The sequence below is a fragment of the Nibribacter koreensis genome (assembly GCF_039541795.1).
Classification (GTDB): Bacteria; Bacteroidota; Bacteroidia; order Cytophagales; family Hymenobacteraceae; genus Nibribacter; species Nibribacter koreensis.
This window is the reverse complement of record NZ_BAABGX010000002.1, coordinates 1,632,548-1,656,886: the sequence shown is the minus strand read 5'-3', so window position 1 is coordinate 1,656,886 and position 24,339 is coordinate 1,632,548. Positions and strand designations below refer to the sequence as shown.

The following is a 24,339-nucleotide window of genomic DNA, read 5'->3' as shown; positions in this document are numbered from 1 at the left end:
TTTAAAAATCGTCGCGTTCATCTTTTGCCCAAGGCTCGTCTGCCTCTTTGAGGTCTTCTACAATGGCAAGGTCTTTTGCGGCTCCTTTCTTGTCACCTAAGGCCAGCTTTATTTTACTACGCAAGCGGTAGGCCTTTTGCCAGTCTGGCGAGAGGGCTATCGTTTTGTCCAGGCACGTGAGGGCCTCTGGATATTTCTGCCATTGGTAATACGCAAGCCCCAGGTCATACTGGATGCTGTTAAACTCAGGATCCAGCACCGCCACTTGCAGTAAATCTGCCACGGCTTCTGGGTACTTCTGCTGCTCTTTGTAGGTGAGGCCTCGGTAGTAAAAAGATTCTGCTTTCTTGGGGTTCAGCTGAATGGCCTTCTCCAGATCTGGCAACGCCTCATGGTAGATGCCAAGCCTATGGTTGAGGATGGCTTGCATTAAGTACCCATCTGCATTGGACGGGTCTAGTTTTATGAGCTTTCTAAAATCAGCGCTGGCGTTGTCAAACTCCTCAAACATCAGGTGTAATTCGCCGCGTTTTAGATAGGCCTGTACATGGTTTGGATTCAGGCCGATGGCTTTGGTGTAGTCTGGAATGGCATGGTCTATCATGCCGCCGCTTGTTTGGGCAAGTCCGCGGTAAAAATAGCCGTCTGCGCTGGTAGGGTTTAGTTTAAGATAGGCATTGAAAGCCGCTAGGGCCGCCTGGAATTCCTTTTTCTCTAAGTGGGCCTTGCCACTTGCCAGGAGGTCTTCTTTTGATTGACCATAGCCCGTAAAAAGCGTAGAGAAGAAGAAGACAAGGCACAGGCAAACGTTTCTCATGACGGCTGGAGGATGAAGAGGATAAAGATAAGGTTTTTGGGATTGTTTCTAACACGAAGCCAAAGGCCTGCCTGCCTCTCTCTCTCTATCTCTCCTAGCGTTTTTGGCCTGTTTTCCAGAAATTAGCCCAAAAACGGATTCCCCCATGCGCAAGGCCCTCACCAACGGTACCATTTACTCAGGTCATTCAGTCTATGAACAGCACGCCCTCCTTTTTGAAAAGGACCGGGTGCTGGAGATTCTCCCCCAAGCAGACCTACCGGCAGACGTAATGCAGGTAGACGCCCAAGGCGGCAGCATCTGCCCGGGCTTTGTAGACCTGCAGGTGAACGGCGGAAACGGCATTTACTTCACCCAGCACCCTACCTTGGAGAGCCTGACCACCATCCGGGACGCGCACCTGCAGTTTGGGACCACCAGCTTCCTGCCCACGGTCATCTCAGCGTTTCAGGAGGTTATTCTGGAGACCATTGAGGCCGTTCGGCAAGCCATGCACCAGCACCCCAGCACGTTTCTGGGCATGCACCTGGAGGGTCCCTACTTTAGTCTGGAGAAAGCCGGGGCGCATGATGTGGCCTGCATCAGGACGGCCACCCACCAAGAGCTGGACATTCTGCTGGAAGCAGGCCAAGACGTGATCAAGTACCTGACCCTGGCTCCTGAGTGCGTGGAAGACTCCGTTTTGCAACGGCTGCTAGAAAGCGGCATTGTCTTGTCTGCCGGGCACAGCTTGGCCACGTATGACCAGGCCATGGACTTCTTCCGGAAAGGCGTGACCGCAGTGACGCATCTCTACAACGCCATGAGCGGCATGGACACCAAAAACCCCGGATTGGCCGCGGCTACGCTAGACTTTGGACAGGCTTGGACGGGCATCATTGTAGACGGTGAACATTGCCACCCGGCGGCGGTGAGGCTGGCCAAGAAAGCCTTGGGCCAAAAGCTGCTTTTAATCTCTGACTGCGCCGCTTGCGTCAACTCAGACATTCCCTACACCCAGTTCGGAAACTTCAGGTCCTACTACCGCAACGGCCGCTGTGAGACCGAGGACGGTCGGCTGGCCGGTTCTGCCCTTACCATGCTTAAAGCCGTGCAGAACACCGTACAACTAGTGGGCCTTGACTTGGAAGAAGCCCTGAGAATGGCCACCCTATACCCCGCGCAGGTCTTGCAAATGGAAAACAAGGTGGGCCAGTTCACTCCAGGTTCTTACGCCAACATCACGGTGCTTAACCAAGATCTGTCCTTGCAACAAGTGTGGGTAGACGGCCAACCGGTGCATTTAGAAGGGTAGCGTTTTTGGCCTGTTTTCTGGAAAACAAGCCAAAAACGCCTGTATTCAACCTACCTCTACAACCTCTGCATTCTCAACAGGCAGGGCAAAATCAGATGCTTGGATATGGCTTTCTTGATTATTTGTAATACTTTCCCTTTATCATCTACTAACTACCATGGCTTAGAAACAAGTCTTGCAGTACACCCTGCCGTAAAGGCAAAGTACCCGTTAGATGCTATCAAGAACATACCCGTCACATTTCTTCTCAACCAGAAAACATCATGCTAAAACGAACTAGAACACTTTCAGAGATTGCCTTGCTGGCCACCGGCGCGCTGCTGACCGTAAGTTGCGGCAAATCTATGACCACCGAGCAAAAGCCCGCTGCTGAGGTAGCCGTAGCCACCGTTCCGCAGGAAGAGCCGCAATTACGCTCGGGCATCATCAAAGCCAACATGGACCCATCTGTCAACCCCGGCGACAACTTTACCGCCTACGTGAACGGCACCTGGGTTAAGAACACCCAGATTCCGGCAGACAAGGCTTCTTATGGCGCTGGCTCTATTTTGAATGACAAGGCGCAAGAGGACGTCAAGGCCATCATTGAGGCATCGGCGGCGGGTAAGTTTGCCAACGGCTCTGATGAGCAGAAGATTGGCGACCTGTATGAATCGTATCTGGACATGCGCGTGCGGGACTCTATTGGCCTAAAGCCCCTGCAAGCCGAGTTCCAGAAGATAGAGGCCATCAACACCCACAAGGACCTGGCTCGCTACTTTGCCTACGCCAACCAGTACGGCGTTAGCATACCGTTTAGCGTGGGTGTGATTACAGACTTTAAAAACCCAACGCAGCACATGCTCCTCACCTGGCAGGGCGGCCTGGGCTTGCCAGAGCGCGAGTATTACCTGCAACAGGATGCCAAGTCCAAAGAGATACGTGCCAAATACCTGGACCATGTAAGCAAGATGTTCACCTTGGCGGGCATCAGCAAAGGCCAGGAAAAAGCCAGCCAGGTTCTAGCCCTGGAAACCAAGCTGGCCACCAAGCACATGAAAAAGGAGGACACCCGCAACATAGTGGCCCTGTACAACAAGTATTCCATGCCCAAGGCCAAAGCCTTGATGCCTGACTTTGACTTGACCGGCTTCTTGCAGGAAGCGGGCATTACCGGGCAAGACAGCATTGTCATTACACAGGTGGCGTACATGAAAGCCGCCAATGACATCATCAAAAGCACACCTGTTGCCACCTGGAAGAATTACCTGCAATGGGGTCTTATCAACTCCTCGGCCGCCTCACTCACGTCTGCCCTGGACAAGCAGAACTTTGAGTTCTACAACAAGACTCTGTATGGCATGCAACAGCAACAGCCGCAGTGGCGCCGCGCGGTAGGCGTAGTTAACGGTAGCTTGGGTGAGATTGTGGGCAAAGTGTACGTGAAAAAGCACTTCCCGCCGCAGGCCAAGGAACGCATGGAAGCCTTGGTGAGCAACCTCATCAAAGCCTATGAGTCCAGCATCAAAGAACTGGATTGGATGGGGGAGGAAACCAAAAAACAGGCGCTGGACAAACTCAGCAAATTCACGCCCAAGATTGGCTACCCAGACAACTGGCGCGACTATTCTGCCTTGCAAATTGCTAAGAACGACCTGTACGGTAACATGAAACGCGCCACCGCTTTTGAGTACAAGCGCAACCTGGACAAACTGGGTAAACCCGTAGACCGCAGTGAGTGGCAGATGACGCCGCAAACCGTGAACGCCTACTACAACCCACCGCTCAATGAGATTGTGTTCCCGGCCGCCATTCTGCAACCGCCTTACTTTGACCTCAACGCCGAAGACGCCGTGAACTACGGCGGCATTGGCGCCGTGATTGGCCATGAGATTGGGCACGGCTTTGATGACCAGGGCAGCACCTTTGACGGCAACGGCGTGCTCCGCAACTGGTGGACAGACAAAGACCGCGAGGAATTCAAGAAACGCACCAACGCGTTGGTAGCCCAGTACAATGACTTTAAAGTGTTCCCAGACCTGAATGTGAACGGAGCCTTCACGCTGGGCGAGAACATTGGTGACTTGGGTGGTCTGAGCATTGCGCTCAAGGCTTACAACAACAGCCTCAACGGCAAGCCAGCCCCGGTGCTGGACGGTTTCACCGGCACCCAGCGCGTGTTCTTGGGTTGGGGACAGGCCTGGCTGAGCAAAGCCCGCGAAGAAGCCCTGCGCAACCAGGTGTCCACAGACCCGCACTCGCCGGCTAAGTTTAGAGTGAACGGCGTGGTGCGCAACATCCCAGAGTTTTACACCGCCTTCAACGTGAAGCCCACAGACTCCCTGTATCTGGCCCCAGAGAAACGCGTGAAGATCTGGTAGTTTTAGCTGATCAGGCATGCGTAAAAACGGCCCGTCTACAGGTAGACGGGCCGTTTCTGTTATAGCCGTTTTTGCCCTCTTTTCTGATAATTAGCCTAAAAACGCCACTGCCATTTTCTGTACTTGAAAAGGTCTGTCTCCAACTCAGCTTTCAAAGGCACGTTAGTTAAGGTTCAACCTGACGCCTGCCATGAAAATCATCACCATCACCGTTAACCCCGCCCTAGACAAAAGCACCCGCCTGGACAAAGTAGTCCCAGAAAAGAAACTGCGCTGTGAACAGCCCACCTATGAGCCCGGCGGCGGCGGCATCAACGTGTCCCGGGCCATCAAGAAACTGGGCGGTGAATCCTGTGCCTGGTACCTGTCTGGCGGTGGATCTGGTGAGTTGCTAGGGACTTTGCTGAAAGAGGAAGGCGTGGCCTTCAGGGCGTTCCCCTGTGCGCACTGGACCCGCGAAAACCTGATGGTCTATGAAACCGCCACTGGTCAGCAGTTCAGGTTTGGCATGCCCGGCCCGCCCATAGCCGACGCCGAATGGCAACAACTCTTGCAAGCCCTGGAAGACCTGGAAGAGACACCCGAGTTTGTAGTGGCCTCTGGGAGCCTTTCGCCGGGCGTGCCCGATGATTTCTATGCCCAGATTGCCCAGATAGCCGTCAAAAAAGGTTTCAAGCTGGTGGTGGACACCTCAGGAGAGGCGCTGTTGCAATCTGCCGGCCAAGGCATCTACCTGCTCAAGCCCAACCTAAACGAACTGGCCGCCCTGGCCGGAAAGGAGAAAATCAACGCCCGTGAACAAGAAGAGCTAGCCAAGCAGGTGATTGAAGAGGGCAAGAGCGAGATACTAGTGGTCTCCCTGGGCCCGCGCGGCGCCATGTTGGCCACCAAAGACGGCTTTGAATACATAGTGCCGCCCACCGTCAAAACCGAAAGCGCCGTGGGCGCCGGCGACAGCATGGTGGGCGGCATGGTCTTAAAACTCACCCAGGGATGGCCTTGGTCTGATGTGGTAAAATACGGCGTGGCCACCGGTACCGCCACCTCTATGACGCCCGGCTCTGAGCTCTGCCGCATGGAAGACGTAGAGGAAATTTACGCTTGGTTAAAGACAAGAAGCTAGTTCCCCTGCATAAGGTTTAGGAGAAGTTTGCCAGCCTTCGTTTTCTGCCTGTTTTACATAATTCAGGCCGAAAACGAAGGCTTTTCTATTAATTCACGAGAAAGAACCGCCCAAAATTAAAAAGGCTATTCCTTTAAAAAATCCTACCATTATACTCTCAATTACTTCCTATCACCCAGCCGGTTAGCATTACTCCACTTCCTAAAAAAATATTAATAGTTCTATATAGAACCTTGATATCGTCTAATTCTTCTGAATATCTCCTTTCGTAAATAGTCTTCATTGCAGGACGGCAGGAATAGATCTGGCGGAGGTTGTTTTGAGGGAAATCTCCTTTATCCTTTAAGATGCTTTGCTGGTTTCAACGCCTTTTGTCCTGTGAGTACCAATCCTTTCAAACACCACAACAAACACAACTCTATGTCAAACCTTTACCCCCTAACTAGATGAAGAAAATTTTATCTATTGTCCTCTTCTGCTTTTTAGCAGTGAGCCAGGCTTTCTCACAAGCCTATGTAGACCCCAAACTGAAAGCCGCGCTTTCTAACAGATTAACTCCGGTGCAAGTGGTAGTGACCTTTAAAGGAGAAGGCGCCCCTACCTTACTAGACGTTTCTGCCCTTTCGCAGGTAGGCATTTTGCAAGGCTTAACCTTGAGAGCGCTCCCCATTGCCGGGATAGTGGCTACCGCGGCACAGGTAGAGAGACTGGCTACCAACCCAAGAATTCTTTCTCTGTATTTGAATGAGTCCATGAAGCATGAAAACGACAACGCCACCTCGGTGAGCGGCGTGGTTAAAGTGCGGAATGAGATGGCGTTCACCACCAAAAACGGCGGCTTACCGGTGACTGGTAACGGCATTGGCGTTTTGGTGAATGACAGCGGCGTGGATGGTACGCACCCAGACTTGCAGCTGGGCAAGAACCTAAAGCAGAACGTGACGGCTCTTGCCAACCTAAATTCAGTGAATGGCATTCTGCCTTACATTCCCATTGAAAACGTTCCAAACACAGATGCTACCGGTGGCCATGGCACCCACGTGGCAGGTATAGTGGGCGGTACAGGTCAGGCTTCTTCTGGCAAGTACACGGGCGTTGCCCCGGGTGCCCATCTGGTAGGCTATGGTTCTGGCGCCGCGTTGCTGATGCTAGATGTTCTTTCTGGTTTTGACTACGCCCTCATCAACCAGTCTATCTACAACATTAGAGTTATCACCAACTCCTGGGGGGCTACCGGTGACACGGGCACAGACGTCAACCCAGCTGACCCGGTTACCCTGGCGGCCAAGCGTTGCGTGGACAGAAACATTGTAGTGGTGTTCTCTGCCGGTAACTCTGGCCCTAGCTCCAGCACCATCACGGGCAATTACAAAAAAGCACCATGGGTGATATGCGTGGCCAACGGCGAAAAGTCTGGCCGTTTAACCCCTTCTTCGTCTAGAGGCGTGCAAGGAAAAGGTGGTTCTTTCACGTTTGAAGGCAAGTCTTATACTTGGGAAGACCGTCCAACGGTGACTGCCCCGGGCGTTGACATTGTTTCTACGCGTGTTGTTGCACCGGTTTCTTCGCTTTCAGCTGACAAAGACGCCACAACCTTAGAGCCTGCGCACGTTCCTTTCTACACCCACATGACGGGTACGTCTATGGCGGCACCGCATGTGGCGGGTATTGTAGCCCTGCTATTGGATGCCAACCCGGCATTGACGGCAGCGCAGGTAAAAGAGATTTTGCAACAGACCGCTACTAACATACCAAACAGACAGCCTTGGGAGGTTGGTGCCGGTTATGTGAACGCGTATGCCGCCGTAGACAAAACCTTCAGACCTGCTGCTCCTTATGGTTCTTCTCTTAACCTTACCAGAGTGTTCAACAGCAATGTGAATGCCAGCAATGAGGCCGAGAACTTCACCATCAACTACAACCCAGCCACTGCCGCCACCAACGTGTACAGATTCAATGTTGCGTCTGGCACCACGGGCATGGAAGCCAAAATTAAAGCCACTGGTTTGGCCGGTGAAACAGGTAACCCAGTGCGTTTGACGCTTATCTCGCCGAGCGGCGTGAGAACCAGCGCGGGCATTCCAGTAACCTTCTCTTTGAGCTATGACCGCGGCGTGTCTGTGGCCAACCCTGAAGCCGGCACCTGGACGGCAGAAGTTTCTGGTTTGAACGGAGCGGGCTTCCCGGAGACCATTAACGGGGTAGTGAACAAAATGACGGCTGCCGGCATTTCGGGCCTTTCTGACATTGCCGGTCACCCCGCAGAGTCTTCCATCAAGATGGCAGTGAGTGCCCGTTTGGCAGATGGTTTAGCTGGCGGCGTGTACAGACCAGATGAGTTATTGAAGCGCATTGACCTGGCAGATTACCTGATGATGGGCGAAGGCGTTCGTCAGTTCTTGCCTGTGGACGGTTCTTTCACCTTGACAGATGTAAAAGAAAGAAACCTACTGGCGGAGTCTATCGTGGCCAAAGCCGGTGCCCTGCGTGACCGTGACCAACTATACAGCGGCATCATGCTACCAGTGGCCCCAGGTAAGTTCTCACCTAGCGGCAAAGTGAGCAGAGCAGACATTGCTTATTCTTTGGTTCAGGCTCTGGGCTTGCAGAAGTTTGCCTTGGAGCGCAACGGCCAAACCCCTACGGTCATTGTAGACGGCAAGGTGTATCCTATTGAAGATGCGGCTAGTATTCCGGCTGGGCTGGAAGGATACGTAAGCGTGGCCTTGGAGATGAACCTCATCAATGCCTACTATGCCGTGACGCAAGGGCCTTATGATTTGCAGCCAACCTTACACGCTACGTTTAAACCGTTGCAAGATGTAACCCGCGGCGATTTTGCGGTGATTATTACCCGCACGCATGCGCTATGGAACTCTGCTGCGCAACCAGTCTCTACTACCAGCACTTCTTCTGCCGTCGCCAAGAATGAGCGCGTGTACAGCTACCCTAACCCGTTCTCTGACAAGACAACGCTTACCTACAGTGTGTCACAAGACGGACCAGTAAGCGTGGCGGTGTTTGACGCCATGGGTAACAAGGTGAAAACCTTGGTAGCCGAGACTAAGAAGTCTGGCAACTACACTATCAACTTTGATGGAAGTTCGCTGCCGGCGGGTACGTATATCTACCGCGTAGAAGCAGGTAACAAAGTAACTACTAGCCGCGTGGTGTTGGCTAAGTAGTCTTTAAAAACCTCTTTCAAACAACCTTTAAAAGGGAGCTACTTTTTGGTAGCTCCCTTTTTGCTTTAGGCTTGGTTTTTCTTTGGTATAAGGAAACAAAAACAAGCAGTCCGTTTTTAGCCTCTTTTCCAGAAAACAAGCCAAAAACGTCCTATTCCTTCTTTTTCAAATACCGGGTGCTTTAATTCTAAAAGCACTTTCTTGCTTTCCTGCCAAACAAGAGGTAAACTTAATGGGGCAAATGTAGCCGCCCTCTGAACCTACTCGCTTACCTAAAAACAAACAAATTGAAAAGACGTGATTTTATAGGACTGACCGCCATGGGCGTAGGTGGACTGATGTTCGCCAACTTCCCAACGTTTGGTCATGAGATTGACCCGGCCCGCGCCCTTGAGCCCGCGGACGTGGCCTTGCACAAACGCCTGGCAGACGTGGCCCTCAACGCCGCCAAAGCCAAAGGCGCCACTTACACAGACGTACGCATTGGCCGCTACCTGGCGCAGAACCTGTTCACCCGTGAGAAGCAGGTGCAGGGCATCAGCACCACCGAAAGCTACGGCGTGGGCGTGCGCGTGATTGCCAATGGTACCTGGGGCTTTGCCGCCACTTCAGACGTGAGCGACAAGGGCATTGCCAAAGCCGCCGAGCAGGCCGTGGCCATTGCCAAAGCCAACTCCAAACTGCAGAAAGAGCCGGTAAAACTGGCTCCGCAGCAAGGCTTTGGCGAGGTAAGCTGGAAGACGCCTATCAAGAAAAATGCGTTTGAAGTACCTGTCTCTGAGAAGGCAGACTTGCTGTTGGCCGCCAACGCCGCCGCCTTGGCTGCTGGCGCCAACTTCGTGAATTCGGCGCTGTTCCAGGTGAATGAGCAGAAGTATTTTGCCTCTACAGACGGTTCTTACATTGACCAGGACATTCACCGCATCTGGCCAAACTTTACCGTGACCGCCGTTGACAAAGCCTCTGGCAAGTTCAAAACAAGAGATGCCTTGAGCGCGCCCATGGGCATGGGCTTTGAGTACCTGACGGTGAAAGCACCTACCATGAAAGGCCCTGAAGGCACCGGCCTTATTGGCTATGACAAATATTATGACATTGTCGCAGACGCAGGCCTGGCCGCTAAGCAAGCCCGCGAAAAACTGACGGCTAAGTCTGTTTTAGCTGGTAAATATGACCTAGTACTGGACCCGAATCACCTAGGCTTAACCATTCACGAATCTGTGGGTCACCCATTGGAGCTAGACCGTGTACTAGGCTATGAGGCCAACTACGCCGGTACTTCTTTTGCGACGCTGGACAAATGGAAAACCAAGAACTTCCCATACGGCAGTAAGCTGGTGAACATCTTCGCGGACAAAGTACAGGAAGGCTCTTTAGGCGCCGTGGGCTTTGACGACGAAGGCGTGAAAACCAAGCGCTGGGACCTCATCAAAGACGGTACCCTGGTGAATTATCAGGCCACCCGCGACCAGGCGCACATCATCGGCGAGAAGGAATCGCACGGCTGTTCTTATGCTGACAACTGGAGCTCGGTGCAGTTCCAGCGCATGCCGAACGTGTCGCTAGCCCCAGGCAAGGACAAGCTGAGCGTAGACGAGATGATTAAGGACGTGAAACGCGGTATCTACATTGCAGGTCGCGGTTCTTACTCCATTGACCAGCAGCGCTACAACTTCCAGTTCGGCGGTCAGCTGTTCTATGAAATCAAGGACGGTAAAATTGTAGGCCCATTAGAAGACGTGGCGTATCAGTCGAACACCCAGGAATTCTGGAACTCCTGCTCGGCTATCTGTGACCAAAGCGACTACCGTCTGTTCGGGTCGTTCTTTGACGGCAAGGGCCAGCCTAGCCAGGTAAGCGCCGTGTCGCATGGTTCTGCGCACACGCGTTTCAACGGTGTGAACGTGATTAATACTGGACGTAAAATCTAGGTTTAGTTAAGAGTTAAAAGTTATGAGTTTAGAGTTGATAAAGAATCAACCTCTTCGCTCCCAGGAATCCTGCAAAGCGTTTTTAGCCTCTTTTTCAGAAAGGAGCTTAAAAACAGATCGTAAATCCATCTCAACTTTTAACTCTTAACTCTCAACTTTTAACTATCAAAAACGTGGCAATACTAAGTAAAGACCAAGCCGAGGCGCTTCTCAAAAAAGCCCTTAGCTATTCAAAAGCCGATGAGTGCGAGGTAAACCTCAGCGGTTATAAAGGCGGCAACATCCGCTATGCCCGCAGTACGGTGAGTACCAGCGGCGAAGAAGAAAACATGTCCCTGGCCGTAGAAGCACGCTTCGGCAAGCGCTCGGGCGTGGCCACCATCAATGAGTTTGACGACGCCTCTCTGGAGAAAGTAGTGCGCCGCGCCGAAGAGGTGGCCCGCATTGCCCCCGAAAGCCCGGAGTACGTGCCCATGCTGGGACCACAGACCTACCTGCCCAGCAACGCGTGGTTCAAAAGCACCGCAGACATCAACCCAGAGTACCGTGCCGAAGCTGCCCGCAAAAGCATGGCCCTGGCCGACAGCAAGAAATTGACATCGGCCGGTTTCTGGGAAGACCGCAGTGGCTTCAACGCCAAGATGAACTCCAAAGGCCTGTTCGCCTACAACCAAAGCTCAGACGTGGACTTCTCGGTGACCATGCGTACCGAGGACGGCACCGGCTCTGGCTACGTGACCCGTGACGTGAGCGACGTGAGCAAGCTGGACACCGCCGCCGCCTCTGCCATTGCCGCGCAGAAAGCCATCGGGTCTATGAACGCCAAGGCCATTGAGCCCGGCAAGTACACGGTTATTCTGGAGCCAACCGCCGCTGTGGATTTGTTGCAGAATATGTTTGGGAGCATGGACGCCCGCTCTGCCGAGGAAGGTCGTTCTTTCCTGAGCAAAACCGGCGGGGCTACCAAGTTAGGCGAGAAGATGTTTGACGCCCGCGTGACCATCACCTCAGACCCAACCCACCCAGAAATTCCTACATCTACCTGGGCCGGCGACGGCCGTCCGCATGAGAAGGTGACCTGGATTGACAAAGGTGTGATTAAGCAAATGCCGTACTCGCGCTTTTGGGCGCAGAAGAAAGGCGTGAAAGGATTGCCTATGCCAGGCGGTTTCATCATGCAAGGCGGGACCCAAAGCCTGGAAGACCTCATCAAAGGCACCCAGAAGGGCATACTGGTAACGCGCTTGTGGTACATTAGAGCCGTAGATCAGCAGACCTTGCTCTACACCGGCCTCACCCGCGACGGAACCTTCTACATTGAGAACGGCAAGATTAAGCACCCGGTAAAGAACTTCAGGTTCAACGAAAGCCCCGTGATCATGCTCAACAACCTAGAGGCCTTGGGCAAACCGCAACGCATTGGCGGTAACTTGGTGCCTCCTATGAAGATTAGAGACTTTACCTTCACCAGCCTGTCAGACGCGGTGTAAACGCCTCATCCCAAACCCCTCTCCAATGGAGAGGGGCTTTTTTGTTTTCGGGCTGTTTTCTGGAAAATAGGCTGAAAACGAGTACAAATTAATATACTCTCGATTTTCCTTATCTGTCATCCTGAAAGGACCTTGTGGTCGAACTAGAATAGCGCTTACTTAATCGCTACTACAGCTGGCTCACAAAATATTTTCAAGATGACAAATTAGTAATGTAGGGACCTCACCAAATGCCTACTCCCTTCACCTTCGTACGCCTCCAATACCGCTCCGGCAACTGGGACACTGACCAGCGCATGCCCTCCAATCTGCTACACTCTTTGGTAGAATACACCACCGTGCCCGTGGTGGAGCAGGAGAAGGTCATCTCTCTGGAAAGCGCTGAATTATTTAGATATCCTTTCTGCTATTTGAGCGGGCACAAACTGGTGCAGTTCAACGCCAAGGAGAAGGCCAACTTTGTGAAGTATGTGCAGAACGGCGGTTTTGTGTTTGTGGACGATTGCAACCATGACATTGACGGCTTGTTTGCGCGGTCGTTTGAGGAGCAGATGCGCGTCTGCTTCGGCCCGAAGGCTTTGAAGAAACTCCCCAATACCCATGCGCTGTACAAGTCCTTTTTCAAGTTTGAAGAAGGCCCGCCCACCACGTCGTTTGAACTCAACGGCTGGGGCGATGACCTGGTGCACGACTACCTCAAAGCCTATGAAGTGAATGGCCGCATAGGAGTACTCTACAGCAACAAAGACTACGGCTGTGAGTGGGATTATGACTTTAGAAACAAGCGCTGGCTAGCCGAGGACAACACCAAATTTGGGGTGAATATTCTGATGTACGCGCTGACCAGTTAGTGCTTAGTTCAATTAGAAATTATGAATTAGAAATCGTCTGCTCTGTTTTTAGCCTGTTTTCGGGAAACTAAAACAAAAATGGAAAAAGATGGTCTCTCTCAATCTTTCACAAACTCTTTTTTTGGATCAGGTAGCTGAGCATGCAAGGCTTTTATAAAATCCTGGTCTAGCCCCACTTCTCCCTTTTCCTTGGCTTTGTACAGATACTCCCAAGTGCTGGCATAATCTTTCTTCATGTACTGCACCAAGGCGTGGGAATAGAGCGCAAAGGCATGATCTGGACTCTGGCGTAGCGCTTTTTGACTGGCCACCGACGCATTCTCTATATAGAGCGCTTGGTTCGTTTCTTGGTACTTGCAAAAGTTGGTAAACACAATGTCACATAGAAGCTGGACATCAGAAGAATCCAGCGCATAGGCTTTGTGCAAGTAGGTAAAAGCATCATCATAATTCTCTAACATGCCACAGATAATTCCGAAGCCCCAATAAGGCTTGGCATTGGTAGAGTCTAATAGCCAGGCTTGGTTGAACCTGAACATAGCGGTCTCAAAATCGCCTTGCTGAAAGTGCTGCCATCCGCGGTCAGAAAAATACTTACTATTCTCGGCGCGGGTACCGCCTTTGTTGTCTATCGAGGCTAAAAACTTTTTATCCAAAGCCAACAGATTCTTAGACTTGGGCTGGCCGCCGTACATGGGCAACAGATTGATTTGCTTCTCGCCACGCTTCTGCCACTCTGCCCACCGCTTGGACTGGGCTTGCATCTGGGTAATTGAAACAATGAATAATAAAAGCCAAAGAAGCTTTTTCATAAGAGCGGCATTAGGGAATATGTCTACTCTAAGGTACACAAATATTTCAGGCGGAAGATGACAGGAACCAGCCTTTCCGTTTTTGGCCTGTTTTCTGGAAACTAGGCTAAAAACAACGCGCAAATTCCATAACAATCCCTTACTTTGGTTACCACGTATCCATTAGCTTCTATCTCCCTTGACTGCACAAGAAGTAACTCAGCTTTTAGACAAACTCCCTGTCCTGCGGCAGGAAATAGGTAAAATTATTGTAGGCCAGCAAGAGGTCTTGGATGAGGTGCTCATCACACTTCTGGCCGGCGGCCACGGACTGCTGGAAGGCGTACCTGGCTTGGCCAAAACCTTGCTGGTGCGCACCCTGGCCAGCGCAGTGGATTTGCCTTTCCGGCGTATTCAGTTCACACCAGACCTCATGCCTACAGATATTCTGGGCACTGAGGTCCTGGAAGAAGACCACACCACCGGCAAGCGTTTCTTTCAGTTCAATGAAGGCCCCATCTTCGCGAGCATTGTGCTGGCAGATGAGATTAACCGGACTCCGCCTAAAACCCAGGCAGCGCTTCTTGAGGCGATGCAGGAATTTGAAGTGACCTACGCCGGCAAAACCTATCCATTGCCTAGACCATTCTTCTTATTGGCCACGCAGAACCCCATTGAGCAAAGCGGTACTTATCCGCTCCCCGAGGCCCAGTTGGACCGTTTTCTGTTGTACATCAAAATCAAATACCCCACTGAACTGGAGGAAATCTCCGTTCTGAAAAGCACCACCGGCGGTGCGCGTGCGCAAGTACAACCTATCTTGACGGGGCCTGAGATTATGGCGCTGCAAAGCCTGGTGCGCGAAGTCACTATCTCAGATGAACTGGTGGGCTACGTTGCCCGCTTGGTTCGTGCCACCCGCCCAGAAGAAACACAGGTTTCCTATGTACAAGAGTTTGTGCGCTGGGGCGCTGGTCCTAGAGCCGGTCAGGCGCTCATTCTCACCGCCAAAGCCCGCGCTCTGTTGCAAGGCAGATTCGCGGTGACTTTGCCAGATTTGCATACCATGGCGTATCCGGTACTTCGGCATAGAATCTTGGTCAATTTCTCAGCAGAGGCGGATAATATTACCACGGATAAGGTGGTGGAAGAGTTGGTGAAAGGCGTGGAGTTGCCAAGGGAGGTATTGCGGTAAAGAGAATTGTTTTTGGTTATGCCAGACAATCTTGACTATAACAAGAACCTAAAGCCCCTTGCAAAATCTCTACGGGCAGATTCTACCAAAGCAGAAATCAGGTTATGGTGTGAGTTGCTGAGTAAACGAAAGTTGGGTTATTCGTTTCTTCGCCAGCGGCCCATTGCTAACTATATAGCAGATTTCTTGTGCAAGGAGTTGATGCTGGTTATTGAGGTAGATGGCTATTCCCATAAGTTTAAAACAGAGGAAGATGCGGCAAGAGATAAGGTTTTGTCTGAATTAGGATTCACCGTTTTGCGTTTTACTGACGATGAAGTGATGAATGATTTACCTAACGTGCAACGAACATTAGAAACCTGGATAGCTGAAAAAACTGAGAAACAGCCCTGAGTTTTCAGCACGCATTCCGTCCCCCTTTGAAGGGGGTAGGGGGATGACAAAGCCGCTTGCAGAACCATCAGCCAAAGCAATGAAACAACGAAAATGCATCTCGGGAATGTGAATACTCACCAAAAGTAAATCATCCCCCTACCCCCTTCAAAGGGGGACGAAAAAGCTCTTGAATAAAACACTTATAATCTATGCCGCACCGCCTTCTAAACCCGCAAACCTTTACTGCCATCAAAGACCTGCGCTTGATTGCCAAGTCGGTGGTGGATGGCTTTTTGCTGGGGCAGAACCAGAGTATCCGGCGAGGGGCGGGGATTGAGTTCAGTCAGTACAGGAGCTACCAGCCCGGCGATGATTTGCGGGCTTTGGACTGGAAGTTGTTCGCGCGGGCAGACCGGTATTACATTCGGGAGTCTGAGGTAGACAGCAGTGTGGCCGTAAGGTTTGTGGTGGATGCCAGTGGTTCTATGGCGCACCAAGATGGCAACCTGACCAAGCTGGATTATGCGCGGTATCTGGTGGCGGCGTTAGCGTATCTGGCGGTGCAGCAAGGCGATGCCGTGGGGCTGTTTGTTCTACAGGAAAATCAGGTGCTGCCCTTGGCGCCCGGACAATCCAGCCAACATCTGCAACGGCTCTTCCATCAGTTAGACCAATTGCAACCCACCGGCAACTTCCCCAGCCTGGACCGCTTAACGCCTGTTTTTGCGAAAAAGCGACAAAAGGAGATTACCGTGCTGGTCACCGATATGTACGAGCAGACTTCTGAGATTTCAGAGACCTTGCGCAAGATTGGCACCCGCGAAAAAGACACGCTTCTGTTTCATCTCATGGGCAAGAACGAGCTGGAATTCAGCTATCAGGGGCAGGTGGCTTTTCAGGATTTAGAGACGGGACAAACCTTGCAGGTCAATTCAGAGGCCCAACGCAGAGACTACCTGGATAACCTCAACGCCTGGTTGCAAACCCTGGAAACAGACACCCGGAAACGCCAAATTCACTATGAGCGCTTCCACTTGCATGAGCCATTGGACAAAGCTTTGCGGGCATTTTTGTTGAACCGAGCCAAGCAGTAAATGAATTCTAAGCCTTGAGTTTGGTTTTAATTGCATTGAGTTGGCTTAGCTTATTTAAATAGGTACTCCTTCGTCCCCCTTTGAAGGGGGTAGGGGGATGACAAAGACGTATCAAGTTTAAGAGGCTTCAACTATTAGCAACTGCGCTATTAAAAAAGCCAATATTTACATCAGCAAGAATAATCATCCCCCTCCCCCCTTCAAAGGGGGACGGCACGCGTGCATTGGGAGTAATTCTTATTTCCATTTTAAGCCTCTTTCCCAGGAAACAGCCCAAAAACGAAAAACCTCGTCCTATCTTTGCCCATTCTCTCATTCATTCAATCTCTCAATCATTCACTCATTCAATGACAACCGGCTACTTTGGGATAGGCATTTTTGAGCCGAAGCATGAGACCAACATGGGCACGCTGTGGCGGTCGGCGAGTTTGCTGGGGGCTAGCTTCATTTTCACCATTGGCAAGCGGTATAAAAGGCAATCTACAGACACCAATAAGAGTTGGAAGGAGATTCCGCTGTACCATTACCAGGACTTGGAGGATTTCTACCAGCACCTGCCCTACAGTTGCCAACTGGTGGGGATTGAAATGGATACAAAGTCGGTGCCGGTGGAGCAGTTTGTGCACCCAGAGCGGTGCGTGTACCTGCTGGGCGCCGAAGACCACGGCCTTACCAAGACCGTCCTTGCCAAATGCCACCACCTGGTGCAACTGCCCGGCGAAACGTCTTTGAATGTGGCTTCGGCGGGGTCCATTATCCTGTATGACCGCCATCTCAAAAGCACGCTGGTGCCGTCCACTTAATTCTATCTTCTAAGCATTATGCAACGGCGCACATTAACGGCCCACGGTATAGGAAATGCCGCGCCCTGCCAGTATCTTGGTTCCTGAGACCGACACCCTTTGGTCTTGCGTCTTATGTGGTACACCTCGCTTCTATCTAAGTAGTTTTGCTTCAGTTTCTGCATCCGGTTTGGTTATGGGCGGCGGCCGGCATGTTGGTGCCTATTGCCATCCATTTATGGAACAAAAAGCCACCCAAGACAGTGCAGGTGGGTAGTATCAGGTGGCTACAGCCGTCGCAGAGCCAGAAGCTGAGCAGTATCCATCTGTCGCAGGTGTGGTTGCTGTTGCTCAGGTGCCTGATGGTGCTGTTGCTGGCCTTGCTCTTGGCCCAACCGCAATGGACGCGGCCCGTCACCGCCAAGCCCGAAAACCATGTATATCTGCATCCAGCCCTTTTCCAGAAGCAATACCTTTCCCAGATTACGACTACGGTAGATTCGCTGGCTCGCAAAGGATGGCAGGTGCATACGCTGGCCTCGGGTTTCCCGAAGCTATCCTTAGACCAAGAGACGTCCATCGCCAGTTTTAAGTCCGACAGCACCGCTGCAGATACCACCAATGCCTGGGTGCGCCTGCGGGTACTGACCAGAAGCCTACCAGCCCACGCGAAGGCCTGGATTTTCACCACCAACCTGATCCGCCATCACCGCGGCCCACAGCCTGCCTTGCGCGCTGGGTTTGCCTGGGTGCCGGTAAGTGCGCCGCAAACGGAAGTCTGGCTACAGGAAGCCTATTACACCCAGAAAAATCAACTTCGCCTTAAAGTGGGCAAAAGCGATGAACAGGCTGTGACCTTTACCGAATATACAGTAGCCAAACCAACATCAGGACTAACCATTTCCCTGCCCCAACTGCCTGCCATCAAATTCACCGCTCACGCTCAAACTGATTCACTCACCTTACAAGGGGGCGCACAAAACACCATTCCGCTTCAAAAACTGCCTTTGCAGGTGTTGGTGCGGGTAGACAAAGCCCGGCAAGCCGATGTGCGCTACTTGAAAGCCGCCCTGCAAACGGCCCTAGACTACCGCGAGCAGGCCTATTCCCTCTCCGTTTCCTCCAGCCCTCAGCCCTTGACTAGCACCGCGCCTGACTGGGTTTTCTGGCTGACGGATGAACCGCTTCCTCCGTTTTTGGCCCGTTTCCCGGAAAAGAGGCTAAAAACGGTGCAAGATGCACCCAGTTCTGCCCGCGTCCAGAAACGAGAAAGCTGGCTTCAGATTCCTGGCATCCCGCAACAAGTACCATTACACCAGCGCACTTCGGCAGAGAAGAACCCTCAGGCGCTGGTACTGTGGCTGGACGGTTACGGCGACCCCTTGCTCACCCAAACACACAAAGCCAACCAGGCCCATTACCAGTTCTACAGCCGCTTCCATCCCACGTGGAACGCGCTGGTGGATAGCGGCCACTTCCCCGAAGCGCTCCTCCGTCTGCTCTTCCCGGAGAACACCGCCTGGAAAACCCAGTATGACACCCGCGCCCTGCCCCCAGAAGTAGAACGCCCTAAACCGTTTTCGGGCTCTTTTCAGGAAATCAGGCCAAAAACAGAAGAGGTGCTTGATTTGAAGCTGTGGTTGGTAGGTGTTTTGGCTTTGTTGCTGGCACTGGAACGGTGGTTAGCTGGGAGAAGAAAAAGAATAGCTAGCTAGGATGAAGCGCTACTTATATCTTATTGGGCTTTTATTCCTTTTCTTACACTTGGAGGCACATGCCTGCACCTGCACTAAATACTATTGGTCCCCGGAGCAGGTAAAGCACGACCTTCACTTCTCTGAATTAGTTTTCATTGCTGAGCCAATTTTTAAAAATTCAAAAGAACAGATAATCAATTCTTACTATCTAAAAGTTATAGAAGTAATCAAAGGAACAGTTAATAACGATACCCTAATAGGTAATTACTGGTCTAGTTGTTCCGGAGTGCCGAACCACAAAGGGAGGTGGATAATCTATTCAGAGCATATCCAAAATGACTCTATTTCCTACTCTGAATGTGGATTGACGAGAAATATATCCACTTTTGACAAACACCCATTCGATATAGACGAAACTGACATTGAGACCAGAAGAAGCGAATGGCAAAAAGAATATGTGATTCTAAAGCAGGAAATTGAAAACAGCAAAAAAGAAGTACAAGCCAACCGCCGCGCAGTCAATATGCTAACTTATACAGCCATTGCGTTGGTATTCCTTCTAATTTGTGTCTTTTTACTATACAATAGTTGGCCGTCATTTAAATCATGAAAGTTCAGAATGAATTAAAGAATAGAACAATTGAAGTCATAGTAGCTGAATCAATAAAAGAGGATTACCCAAGCTACCGGCTTGAAGTTGGACTCGACACCGAAAACATTAAAGGAAGTTTTAGAAAGCACATTTGGATAAGCCTTGGAGACCTAGAAAACTTTATCTCAAGTTTAAATGAGCTCGACAAAACCAGAAAAGGACAAGCAGAAATTCAAGGAATGAGCCCTGGAGAATTTACATTATACTTTAGAGCGATAGATAATCTAGGGCATCTTGCAGTCGGCATCAATCTATTGGAAGAGGATAGGATTGCAAACGACTACTCCTATAACATTAAAGTTGAATTTCAGGTTGACCCAACAATACTGCCATCAGTTATTTCTGATTTGATGAAAATAATAGAATAAAAGCGTTTTGTTTAACACAGTCAAACACTCACCTTGACCCAACTCACCTCCCATACCATCACAGTGACCGCTACTTTGGAGCGAGTGCGTACGCACTACTTCCGGAGGAAAGCGGCGGTGATGGCCTTGCAGGCGCTGGGCATGGCCTTGCCGTTGGGGATGTGGGCGTACAAAGGCTGGGGCAGGGAAGGAGGCGTCATGGCCGCGCTCTTGTTGCTGTTGCTCATGGGTGCCTTACAGGTCTGGCGCTGGTGGGACGTGTACCGGAAGACCACCCTGGCCGCCGTGGCGCAACACCTCAACCGAAAGTACCCGCAACTAGAAGAAAGCACCCAACTGCTCCTGCAACCCGAAGAGCCCCTGACCTTGCTTCCGCAACTGCAACGGCAGCGGGTGGCGGTCGCCCTGGCCCAGATTCCGGTAAGGGAAGCATCACAGGTGAACTACAAAAACGGCTTCTTGCCGCTGTTAATAGGCTTAGCTTTGGCGACTGGCCTATGGTTTGTGCCCCGGCTTCTGCAACAACCTGCACAAGCGGGCACTATGCGTACCGGCACCTCCACCAACGTACAAGAACCCGTAGCCCAGCCGAAGGCGATTCTGCCAGCCGTGGAGCAGATGAACATCCGCATTTCGCCGCCCGCCTACACCCGCAAGGCCCCGTATGCCGTCACCACGCCTTCGTTCAAGGCCGAGGTTGGGGCGCAGGTCACGTGGACGGTGCAGACCAACCAAGCCATTCCATCCCCTAAACTAGTGTTGAGCAACCAGAAGCCAATCCTGTTGCGTCCCGTGGCCAATCAAAAGAACACTTATACGGCCTCGGTGACGCTCACCCAGTCCACCCTCTACCATTTGCAATTGAACGGCCAGGTCTCTGATTTCTACTCCGTAGAAGTGATACCAGATGAGGCACCTAGCATCACCGTGAAGAAACCGGCGCAGTACCTGGAGATTCTCTTCGGGGAGCCCCAGCGCGTGACAGTACAGGCCACCTTGCAGGATGATTATGGTCTCAGAACGGCAGACTTGGTGGCTACCGTGGCACAGGGCGAGGGTGAGGCCGTCAAGTTCAGGGAACAGCGCATCCCCTTGAACTTCTCCTTCGCGGGCCAACCCCGACAATTGCAATTGAACCAGACCCTGGACCTGAAGAAGCTGGGCATGACCTACGGCGATGAGCTGTACTTCTACCTGCAGGCCTATGACAACCACCGCGGCTACACCCGCACCGAGTCTTTCCTGATAGAGATTGAAGACACCACGGTGGTAGAAACCATGGATGACCTGTCGCTGGGCGTAAACCCCAACCCCGAGTATTTCAGGAGCCAGCGCCAGATTATCATTGACACCGAGAAACTGATTCAGGAACAGAAAGGCCTCACGCAGGCGGTCTTCGCAGACAGGTCTAACAACATTGGCGTAGACCAGAAACTGTTGCGCCTGCGCTACGGCAAGTTCCTGGGCGAAGAGTTTGAATCTACCATCGGCAATGCCGCCTTGCCCGAGGGCTTAGCCGAAGGCCACACCGCAGACGACGGCCACGACCATTCCCCGCCCAAAGGCGCCTCTGAGCATGAAGCCAAGATGGGCGAACTGCTGGACCCCTACCTGCACAAGCACGACCAGGAAGAAGCCGCCACCTTCTTTGAGCCCGCCATCAAAGCCCAACTCAAAGGCGCCCTGGCCCAGATGTGGGAAGCCGAGTTGAGGTTGCGTACCAATCGGCCGAAAGAAGCCTTGCCGTTTGAATACAAAGCCCTGCGCATGCTCAAAGACGTTCAGCAGAAATCTAGGGTGTACGTGAAGAAAAGCGGTTTTGAACCGCCGCCCATCAAAGAACCCGAGAAACGCCTCACCGGCGACTTAAGCAAAGTGCAGACCGTCCAGCAACGCCGCGAAGAAAAGCCATCTGCCTCTTACCCTGTGGTGCGCCAGGCCCTGCAACGCGTAGAGAACCTGAAAGCTGGTAGCAAAGCCAAGCCAGAGGATGCAAGCCTGCTGGAACAAGCCGGGCAGGAACTAGGCAAAGCCGCCGTGCGGGAGCCGGGGCAATATTTACGCGCACTCCAAGACGTACGGCAGGTAGTACAAGACCTGAGAGCCAACCGCAAGCTGTGCCAAGAATGCTTGGTGCGCATGGAGAGTGCCTTGCACCGTTTTTTGCCTGTTTCTGAGAAATCAGCCCAAAAACGCCTGACGCCCGCGCTCGAGAAAAAACTAGCCCAAGACTATTTTAACCGCCTCAACTAACCGTGACTGTACCTCTGCCGCTTCTTCTGGTGTTTGCCGTTTTGCTAGGTGCCTGGCTCACTTGGCTGGCCGTGCGCCGCGCAGACCGCAGAAGACTGGCTGGACGGGTAGTTGTATCTTGGGTGGCAGTGGCGTGTCTGGCTTTGCTAGTGTCTCCGCCTTCCATGACCCGCACTTACAGCGCCACAGAGGCAATCTTGTTAACCGAAGGCTACCGCCCAGACACCCTTACCTCGCTTCTCAATCGCTTAAGCCCCAAACCGAAGGTATTCAGCTATGACGTCAAAGCAGACCGCGCCACCTTGGTGACTGACATGGCTCAATTCAAAGCCTTCAATCCAGCCGTCCAGACCATGCATGTTGTGGGCCATGGCTTGGAAGAAGAAACACTCGCTGAGTTAGGCAATTTGCAGGTAATTCCGCATTTATCTCCCTTGCCAACCGGGGTACTCTCCGCTTCCTGGCCAAAGAAAATCACGCTAGGCGAAGAAGTGCAGGTACAAGGCAAATTCACCTCGAAAGACCAGGCTACGCAACTGTATTTACACGCCGCCGGTGCCAAGCGTGACTCTGTTGAAATCAAGAAAGGAGCAGAGCAGACGTTCAGCCTCAAATTCAAACCGAAGACAGCCGGTCAGTTTGTGTACCATTTGCAGTGGCGGGATACGGAGGATTCTGTGCACAAGGAACAACTCCCTGTTTTGGTAGAAGCGCCGCGGTTGTTAAACGTGTTGTTGCTTTCTTCTTCACCATCGTTTGAGGTCAAGTTTTTAAAGAACGCCTTAGCGCAGAAAGGCCACGGGGTAGCGGTGAGAAGCCAAGTGAGCAAAGGCATCTACCAGACTGAGACGGTAAACCTGCCCACCGTGCAGGTTAGTCGCCTGACACCAACTCTGTTACAGAAATTTGATGTAGTGTTGTTAGATGCAGAGGCATTGCAAAGCCTGTCAGGGCAAGAGAAACAGACGCTACAACAAGCCGTCAGCCAACAGGGATTGGGCATATTGACTACCTTCACTGGTAGCAGGCCTAAGTCTATTCCCTTTTTTGCAGAAGCTGTTTTTGCCCGGATTTCAGAAAAAGAGGCGATAAACGGCCCAGTGAAATGGATTGGGCAAACCACCTCTGCAGCGGTGCTCCCCTTGACATCATTTGCGCTCCAACCCAAAGAAGGCCAACCAAGCTTGGCTTGGGGTAACACTCCAAAACAGGCGCTGGTTACCACCTACAGAAAAGGGCTTGGGCAAGTGGGCGTGAGTCTGGTGCAAGAGACATTTCCTTTGGCCTTGGAAGGGAAAGAAAAGCTATACCAAGGATTCTGGGCTAAGGTATTGACGGCTTTGGCAAGCCCAGCAGAAGAGCCTGCCGTTTCTATAGAACCCATTTTTGCTACCGTTCACCAGGCTGTAGCACTTACCGGTTCAGGAGGAAGTCAGGTTCCAACGCCAAAGATAGCCTCATATAAGGACAAAACTCCTGCCGCTGCTTTAGTGGGAGGATCGTCCTTGCTCTCATCTCACCAGACTTTCACTACCTGGCCGCAGGCGCAAGGCTGGCATTCCTTTGGTTCTATTGGTGGACCAAGTGCCAGCTTATACATTTTCCCGGCCACTGCCTGGCAAACCCGGCAGTTGCACCAAAAACAACAAGCTATCCGTAAGGCCTCAGGTGCTGAAAGACTCCATAACACCGTTTCAGACATTTTCCAGGAAGAAGCATTTCCGCTGTGGCCTTTCGGGCTGGGATTACTGCTTGCCTTGGGGTTCTTGTGGTTAGAGGAGAAAGTATGATGCAATAGTCAAAATGCTATTAGGACTTCTGTCTACATTCTTCACCAACCCCTCTAATAGACTATTTATCAGGAGAAAAGCCTTTTTCAACGAGTTTACACAAATAGAACTTACCTATTACCTAATTTCACTATTAAGCTAATATTAGCCAAGTAAATCAATGGCTATTGTATCTACTATATTCATGAAACACATTTTACTAACTTTTATTGGGGCTTTATTAGGTCTTCTCCTACAGATAAGCCAAGCACAAGCTTCAGCCAAATTGACAAAGGAAGACACAGACACTCT

At 51.7% G+C, this 24,339-nt stretch carries 18 protein-coding genes; 16 read left to right on the top strand and 2 right to left on the bottom strand.

The genetic code is table 11. The features are described 5' to 3' along the window. Position 1: 1 nt before the first annotated feature. A complete protein-coding gene (locus tag ABD880_RS14410) occupies positions 2-817 on the bottom strand; it encodes a tetratricopeptide repeat protein (protein ID WP_345167491.1) in 816 nt (271 codons plus the stop codon). A gap of 145 nt (positions 818-962) precedes the next feature. Between ABD880_RS14410 and nagA the strand changes: the two genes are divergently transcribed. From nagA to ABD880_RS14375, 7 genes are all read left to right on the top strand, one after another. Continuing rightward, the gene (gene nagA, locus ABD880_RS14405) at positions 963-2,111 is read left to right on the top strand and encodes an N-acetylglucosamine-6-phosphate deacetylase (RefSeq protein WP_345167489.1); all 1,149 of its coding nucleotides are present in this window, start codon (positions 963-965) and stop codon (positions 2,109-2,111) included. 263 nt (positions 2,112-2,374) lie between these two features. Then, positions 2,375-4,471: a M13 family metallopeptidase gene (locus tag ABD880_RS14400; protein WP_345167487.1), complete on the top strand. Its 2,097-nt coding sequence runs from the start codon at positions 2,375-2,377 to the stop codon at positions 4,469-4,471. Positions 4,472-4,661: 190 nt separating this feature from the next. Next, entirely contained in the window at positions 4,662-5,594 is a 933-nt protein-coding gene (locus ABD880_RS14395; RefSeq protein ID WP_345167485.1) for a 1-phosphofructokinase family hexose kinase, read from the top strand. 446 nt (positions 5,595-6,040) lie between these two features. Beyond that, on the top strand, positions 6,041-8,779 hold the full coding sequence (locus tag ABD880_RS14390) for a S8/S53 family peptidase (RefSeq protein WP_345167483.1): 2,739 nt from the start codon (positions 6,041-6,043) through the stop codon (positions 8,777-8,779). A 287-nt stretch (positions 8,780-9,066) separates the two neighbouring features. Continuing rightward, entirely contained in the window at positions 9,067-10,710 is a 1,644-nt protein-coding gene (locus tag ABD880_RS14385; protein ID WP_345167480.1) for a TldD/PmbA family protein, read from the top strand. 173 nt (positions 10,711-10,883) lie between these two features. Continuing rightward, complete coding sequence (locus ABD880_RS14380) at positions 10,884-12,200, top strand: TldD/PmbA family protein (RefSeq protein ID WP_345167477.1); 1,317 nt, start codon at positions 10,884-10,886, stop codon at positions 12,198-12,200. A 230-nt stretch (positions 12,201-12,430) separates the two neighbouring features. After that, entirely contained in the window at positions 12,431-13,051 is a 621-nt protein-coding gene (locus ABD880_RS14375; protein ID WP_345167474.1) for a DUF4159 domain-containing protein, read from the top strand. A 98-nt stretch (positions 13,052-13,149) separates the two neighbouring features. Here ABD880_RS14375 and ABD880_RS14370 read toward each other — a convergent pair whose 3' ends face one another. Next, positions 13,150-13,863, bottom strand: a complete 714-nt coding sequence (locus ABD880_RS14370; RefSeq protein ID WP_345167472.1) for a tetratricopeptide repeat protein — start codon at positions 13,861-13,863, stop codon at positions 13,150-13,152. A gap of 178 nt (positions 13,864-14,041) precedes the next feature. On the opposite strand from ABD880_RS14370, the gene ABD880_RS14365 reads away from it, so the two are divergent. From ABD880_RS14365 to ABD880_RS14325, 9 genes are all read left to right on the top strand, one after another. Further along, complete coding sequence (locus ABD880_RS14365) at positions 14,042-15,037, top strand: AAA family ATPase (protein WP_345167470.1); 996 nt, start codon at positions 14,042-14,044, stop codon at positions 15,035-15,037. An 18-nt stretch (positions 15,038-15,055) separates the two neighbouring features. Further along, positions 15,056-15,430, top strand: a complete 375-nt coding sequence (locus ABD880_RS14360) for an endonuclease domain-containing protein (protein ID WP_345167467.1) — start codon at positions 15,056-15,058, stop codon at positions 15,428-15,430. 191 nt (positions 15,431-15,621) lie between these two features. Next, complete coding sequence (locus ABD880_RS14355; RefSeq protein WP_345167464.1) at positions 15,622-16,506, top strand: DUF58 domain-containing protein; 885 nt, start codon at positions 15,622-15,624, stop codon at positions 16,504-16,506. A 347-nt stretch (positions 16,507-16,853) separates the two neighbouring features. Then, complete coding sequence (locus ABD880_RS14350) at positions 16,854-17,309, top strand: RNA methyltransferase (RefSeq protein WP_345167463.1); 456 nt, start codon at positions 16,854-16,856, stop codon at positions 17,307-17,309. 146 nt (positions 17,310-17,455) lie between these two features. Continuing rightward, the gene (locus ABD880_RS14345; protein ID WP_345167460.1) at positions 17,456-19,003 is read left to right on the top strand and encodes a BatA domain-containing protein; all 1,548 of its coding nucleotides are present in this window, start codon (positions 17,456-17,458) and stop codon (positions 19,001-19,003) included. Between the two features lies 1 nt (position 19,004). Continuing rightward, on the top strand, positions 19,005-19,595 hold the full coding sequence (locus ABD880_RS14340) for a hypothetical protein (protein ID WP_345167457.1): 591 nt from the start codon (positions 19,005-19,007) through the stop codon (positions 19,593-19,595). After that, complete coding sequence (locus ABD880_RS14335; RefSeq protein WP_345167455.1) at positions 19,592-20,005, top strand: WapI family immunity protein; 414 nt, start codon at positions 19,592-19,594, stop codon at positions 20,003-20,005. The genes ABD880_RS14340 and ABD880_RS14335 overlap by 4 nt, the downstream gene beginning before the upstream one ends. Positions 20,006-20,038: 33 nt before the next feature. Further along, positions 20,039-22,258 (top strand): DUF4175 family protein, encoded by a 2,220-nt coding sequence (locus tag ABD880_RS14330; RefSeq protein WP_345167453.1) that lies wholly within the window; start codon positions 20,039-20,041, stop codon positions 22,256-22,258. A 2-nt stretch (positions 22,259-22,260) separates the two neighbouring features. Further along, positions 22,261-24,048: a hypothetical protein gene (locus ABD880_RS14325; protein ID WP_345167450.1), complete on the top strand. Its 1,788-nt coding sequence runs from the start codon at positions 22,261-22,263 to the stop codon at positions 24,046-24,048. Positions 24,049-24,339: the final 291 nt, after the last annotated feature.